This is a genomic window from [Clostridium] clostridioforme AGR2157 (assembly GCF_000424325.1).
Lineage (GTDB): Bacteria > Bacillota > Clostridia > Lachnospirales > Lachnospiraceae > Enterocloster > Enterocloster clostridioformis_A.
On record NZ_AUJR01000101.1, the window covers coordinates 1 to 5,746 of the forward strand.

Genomic DNA, 5,746 nt, shown 5'->3' on the forward strand with positions numbered 1-5,746 from the left:
GAATAGTCTGCTTTGGAGTAGGAACAGGCATAATAAAAAGCAGTCAGTGACTTTTGGGTGATGGCAGACAAAAAATGTCGGTAGAGGGAACGGATGGAATCCGCCGACTCCATGGCAAGTATGGATAAAGCCAGTAGAAATAAAGTCTCCGCGGTAGGGGAAGAAAACGTTTTAAAATAGATGGAAAAATATTGATGAAGTCTACCAATCAGGTTCTTTTCGTTGTATAATGAGTTTGTCGTACAGGGTCACTTTCCTTTGTATATTTTGTTGGCAAACTAATTATACACCAAAGTGTCCTGTACGATATTTTTTTTTCTTAAAAAGTTGTAAAGTCGTGGAGAATATAGAAAAGAATGAGGTATATGACTGTATAGCTGCAGCAAAGCTCCGATTTGTAAGTCTTATTTCAAAGTATAATCAGTCTGAGGCTTTAGAGTATTTTGATTTGTGCACACGTTATCTTGTTGCATATGGATTTCACAAGGATATTATTCTGGAACAGATTATGGATTCTTATAACATATTTTTTGAATCTGTTGCAGAAAATCCAGAAAAGGAACGCGATACAATAACGAAAATGACAATAGCTCTTTGGAATCATACTGATGGAAGAGAAACAAAGCACTTCCTAAACCGCTGGTTTGATAAATTGCTTGAGACAGATTCGAGGTATGCGCTTGCATTCCTGTCTGAGCTACAAATCAAGTATGGAAAAAGTTGGGTTGTAGAGCGTATGTTACGTTCTGCTATAGAGAAGTATTGCAATGATTCTAGTTATTTGGATATTGTAATTGGATTGATTGAGTCACTTCCAAATGATACAAGCCCAAGAATAATTGATGCAGCCACATCTGTATTCAGAATGCTGGGACGTATATTCGAAGAAACAAGCAACGATGAAAAATTGCTGATCAAGTGGCGCATGAATGAACTTGTTATCAACATTGTTTCAAGATTCAATATCCTTGATAATTCTTGGCCGGATAATGATTCTTGGAAAGATGGAAGTATCAAAGAATTCTTGTTAACAGTCGAGTCAGCAGGATTTGATGTTTCACAGTATATAGAATATTTCCATATAAAGAAATCTGGCGATATGGACAACAAAGATGGTAAGAAAGCAACTGATGTTTTTGAAGACAATCAAATACATTTTGAAGCCTCAACCCCAGAGGACGCAAAGAAATGGTTTGAAACACATGATTTGATTGAGCGAGATATACAAGATATCTGTGAATTTCTTAAGAATTATCAGAATGATAAAGATACTTTACTTGAGATACTGAGATTCATAATTACTAGAGCTGGTGGATGGAGGTACAGTCAGAAACGTAAGGATACTGTTTTACAAATTATTGAGCGGCTGGAACTGGATGATAAAGAAATGTCAGAAATTCATATGTTGATGTACCTTTACTCATATGAATGGGGAAGTTCTTTAGTTGATAAAGATGAATTTCTCAATAGCATACGACTGAGTCTTGATGTGGCTCGTGACACGTTTTATAACGAATTACCTGAAGTTATTATTTCACATTCGGGCAGAATTACAAAAGGTCTTTTGAATGCACTTTTTGCGTTTGGCTTTGAAAAGGATAGTATCATTACGATTTGGAGAAATGTGTTCGATATTATGAAGCTCCGTTTTCCGAATCTTGATCAATATATTATTGATAATGTTTGGGAAGAAACGGATGAACTATTAGAACTGCGTAACTGCTTATTAATGCGGTTCATTGATGGAGGTAAGGAATCGTTTTTAGCAGCTTATGCTTATTTGGCGAATCCTGCTGAAGAAGAGAATTATTCTGAATTCACGGAATCGATAGTATTTTGTCTAGAGCATTATGAACAGTATAATCTTGTGACACAAATAGCAATCGCAGATTTAGTAAGATGTTATGGATATTATCTGAAAGATTTGAATGAAGATCGAATGATAAACGCAATTAATGCTATATATCCAACCAGAAATCTGCTTTTGGATGTTATATTTTCGGAATTTACAATATATAAGAGCTATCTTTTAAAGTGTGCTGATAAACATGCACCTGATTATTTGGAGCAGGAAGATATTGAGTTTTATTTAGCAGAACAACTATATGATCTTGGGAAAGAAAAGACTCGAGAAGGAGCTGATGAATACGCTAAGAATTCAGTATACCGAGATCCGATTATGCAGGTGGTCAATACCTGTGGCATTAACTATGTAGAACTCTATGAAAAACTACATGCATCAAGGAATCTGAATGATAAAATACAAGATTTTGTTGGGGGATCAAGCAAGATTCCTGAAACAAATACCGTGTACAAATCATATGTAATTCAATATGCGCTCCATGCAATCATTGAAAAAGCTTTTTTGGACAGAAAACCCGAGTTGATTCCACAGAATTTGCTACAATTGATGCCTGACTATCAGGGAATGTATAGATTATTTAAGTGCCGTGAAATGCAACCCCAAAATCATCTGTATGATAAGAATAATTCGTGTGAGCCTTTTTTCAAAAATAATGAGGATGAATACATTCTAATAGGATGCTCCGAAACAAGAAAACGCATTGATTATCAACAGGTGTCTTTGGTATTTGCATATCAAGGAATAGTAGGAGAGGATGATGAAGAATATCAGAATCCGTTCCAACAATGTTTAGCTACAGAGGTTGAAGAAGGGGAAATCTATATGATTTCGGATAATTCGAAAGCACTAATTAATTTTATTAGTACATTGGATCGAGAATTAGAAGATGAAGACTATCTGTGGCCTGGAATGTCAGTTTCTAAACTGCTTAATGTTCATATTGAATTTGATTTTTGGCATGGAAGATATATTGCCGTCAATCAGGAAAATGACATTGTCTTTATTATGAAAAAATGGTCATCAAGTTATAAAGGTGACAGTGAGTATCCTGGAAATGCAATTCCATTATATAGTGGAACGGAGTTGTATATAAAGAAGGAGTATATTGAAATATTGGAACAGCAATTTGGAAAACTGAAGATGAAAACCTGTGTGCAATCATATACGCAGACTTATTGATTTATTTTGATAAAAGACAATTTATGGTTTATGAACATGGAAATTTCTGCTTGCCGTTTTGAATTTTAACTGAATAACCACAGCACAAACCGTTGCTACATGGAAGCCAACAAACCATGCAACAGCGGTTTTTCTTTACCGTTTTTTCCTCTGGCTGATAGGCGTTCCCATTTTCTTTGATTTTTTGAGAATCCGAATCAGCCAGCGAAATTCTTCATCTGACAGATTTTTATAGTTGATACCAAGCTGCTTGCAGTAAAGGATAACCAACTTTTCATCCCGGCTGCCCTTGAAATTTTCGACCGCTTCCAGATTTTCTTTCAGTTCATCGGCAACGGTGGTCTGGGGTGCACTCTCGCTGTCCTTTTTGTGAGCTTCCCGAATATCCCGGATAATGAGGTTGAGGTCATCCAGCACCATGTAGCTGAAATATTCATCATCACTGATATGGGCGGCTTGCAGCACTTTCAAATGCGGGTCATCTTCGCCGGGGCGATACCGTTCAATGATTTCATGCCGGACAGTATCGACAAGGGCGTTGAGGTTTTGAATCTGCATGGTTGCAATTCCATCCACATAAATCTCAATGTCCGCAAGAAACTTGATAAAATCCTTATGGGTGGAAAGTTCGCAGAGCAGACGGTTGTTAATCCGGCCGCTTTTCAGAAGTGCCACCATTTCATCATTCAAATGCAGCTCCGTCAATGGTGTGTTGATCTGCTCCCGGTTCTCTGTCCGGCACAGCAGATAATCAACGGAACCCCCATAAAAGTCTGCCAGTGTGATAAGGTAGCCATGATTGATTTCCTTAACATCCGCTTTTTCATAACTTCCAAGAGCTGATTTGGAAATGCCCGTCAGCTTTGATAATTCTTCCAGATTTAAGCCTTTGTCCTTGCGGAGTTCCCAAAGGCGTTCCTGTATGGTAGTTGCTCCTTTCATGGGCGCACGCTCCTTTCCGGCAGTTTTATTGCTGCCGCTTAACTGGATTATATCACACTTTCCGCAATCGTGGAAATTTCTGATTTTTACCCCTAATTCCTACTTTGTGGACATACGGCACAGGGCACAAAAATGTTCTATGATACAGGTAGTTCATCGATGGATTATTCCAATCGAATGACCAGCCTGTGTGGGATATGCTTCCCCGGCGATGTAGCGCCATGACTTTTGGCAGGGATGTGGAGGAACCCTGACCGAAACGAGCGTACCAAAGGGAGTGATACGCCGCTGTGAGATTCAGGGGAGGAACGACACCGGGAAGAACTGGCGAACTGACACCGAAATGATACCGAAACATGACAATCTGATAGGGGGATAGTCTACCCTATCGCTGATACTTCGGGAGATTTTAGGCGGCTCTATGGCTGTAATTTTGCCGAAAATCGCCCCGAAACCATACACCAAAACGGAAGGAAGTGATATGCCGAGAATGAGCAAAAAGAGGAAGCATGAGCTTTCTTTTTACCTCAATGACCGGGGGCGTGTCACTTACAACGAATTGTGCCGGAAATGCCAGCATGGGTGCAAGCAGAGCTTCCGGGCGGTTGTGATTGACTGCCCCCGTTATTTATCCAAACGAGCAAAGAAAAAGGAGGAACACACCCAATGAATTTTGAATTTATGACGATAGACACGCCATTGCCGCCCTGTATGCCCTTTCCCAGAGCATTGACAGGATTTCCTGTCAGCAGCACCGCAAAGGTCATGTACTGCCGGATGCTGGACGCTATGATCTCCAAAGGGCAGGAGGACGAAAACGGAATCCTGTTTGTCTGCTTCCCTATCACAGCCATTGCCGCAGTCCTGTCCCGCAGCCCCATGACGGTCAAGCGTTCTTTAAATGAAATGGAAACTGCCGGACTTATCATGCGGGTGCGTCAGGGCGTTGGAGAGCCGAACAGGATTTATGTGTTGATACCGGGAAAGGAGGACGCTGCCCTTGTCTGATACCTCAAAGCTGGAAAAGCTCAACCGGGAGTTAGAAAAAAGCGAAAAGAAACTGCGGAAAGCCATGAATGATGAAAAGGCATTGCAGTACCAGTTAAGACAGCTTACCCGAAAGGAACGAACACACCGGCTCTGTACTCGTGGCGGTATGCTAGAAAGTTTTCTGCAAGAGCCAGAACGCCTGACAGACGATGATGTAATGCTGTTGTTGAAACTCATTTTTCACAGACAGGACACACAGGATATATTGAAAAAACTGCTGGAACGGGAGAAGCTGAAAACCCCTTAGTTTACTAAGGGCGCAATTATACACCACCCAGAGGTTGGTGCATTGCGTTCTCCGAAGGCTCCTCGCCGGAGGGCTGTGATTTTCCGCAGTCATGGTCTGCTCTATGTTTTTTGTCAAGCACTTTTCCCTAAACCCCCATGCCCGCACATTTGGCACCACCATAAATGAAACTGTGCAGACGGTAGGCTATTGAATATGTCTTCGCTATTGTTTATACTGTAATTAACGGCAAAGATCGTGTTTATTTTGGGCCTGTAGCCCGTTCCCTAAACTGATTTCAGGTACTCTCATTTGCACCACCATCTGTCCAGCCTCTTATGGCAAAAAGACGTACAGTAAAATGATAACCGACAGAGTACCGTGCCGTAAATTCATCCACGGAGGTGCCATTATGGATAAAATTTACGACAATTGTTGTGGTATTGATGTTCACAAAAAACTCATCGTTGCCTGCTTTAGAAAAG

The 5,746-nt window shown here is 40.4% G+C and carries 6 protein-coding genes; 4 read left to right on the forward strand and 2 right to left on the reverse strand.

The window, feature by feature from the left end:
- The first annotated feature begins 337 nt into the window (after window positions 1–337).
- Window positions 338–3,043, forward strand: a complete 2,706-nt coding sequence (locus G614_RS28810) for a hypothetical protein (RefSeq protein ID WP_242828200.1) — start codon at window positions 338–340, stop codon at window positions 3,041–3,043.
- 135 nt (window positions 3,044–3,178) lie between these two features.
- Here G614_RS28810 and G614_RS0123340 read toward each other — a convergent pair whose 3' ends face one another.
- Window positions 3,179–3,985 carry a helix-turn-helix domain-containing protein gene (locus tag G614_RS0123340; RefSeq protein ID WP_027643813.1) on the reverse strand — a complete coding sequence of 269 codons (807 nt, stop codon included), beginning with the start codon at window positions 3,983–3,985 and terminating at the stop codon, window positions 3,179–3,181.
- A 481-nt stretch (window positions 3,986–4,466) separates the two neighbouring features.
- Between G614_RS0123340 and G614_RS0123345 the strand changes: the two genes are divergently transcribed.
- The 3 genes from G614_RS0123345 to G614_RS0123355 are packed head-to-tail and all read left to right on the forward strand — an operon-like array spanning window position 4,467 to window position 5,282.
- Window positions 4,467–4,655, forward strand: a complete 189-nt coding sequence (locus G614_RS0123345; RefSeq protein ID WP_027643814.1) for a hypothetical protein — start codon at window positions 4,467–4,469, stop codon at window positions 4,653–4,655.
- Window positions 4,652–4,993, forward strand: coding sequence for a DeoR family transcriptional regulator (locus G614_RS0123350; RefSeq protein WP_027643815.1), 342 nt, complete (start codon window positions 4,652–4,654; stop codon window positions 4,991–4,993). The genes G614_RS0123345 and G614_RS0123350 overlap by 4 nt, the downstream gene beginning before the upstream one ends.
- Window positions 4,986–5,282, forward strand: coding sequence for a DUF3847 domain-containing protein (locus G614_RS0123355; protein WP_027643816.1), 297 nt, complete (start codon window positions 4,986–4,988; stop codon window positions 5,280–5,282). The genes G614_RS0123350 and G614_RS0123355 overlap by 8 nt, the downstream gene beginning before the upstream one ends.
- Before the next feature lie 277 nt (window positions 5,283–5,559).
- Here the strand turns inward: G614_RS0123355 and G614_RS32255 are convergent.
- Window positions 5,560–5,746 (reverse strand): hypothetical protein (locus G614_RS32255; RefSeq protein WP_027643817.1); only part of this gene is annotated, 187 nt, incomplete at its 5' end.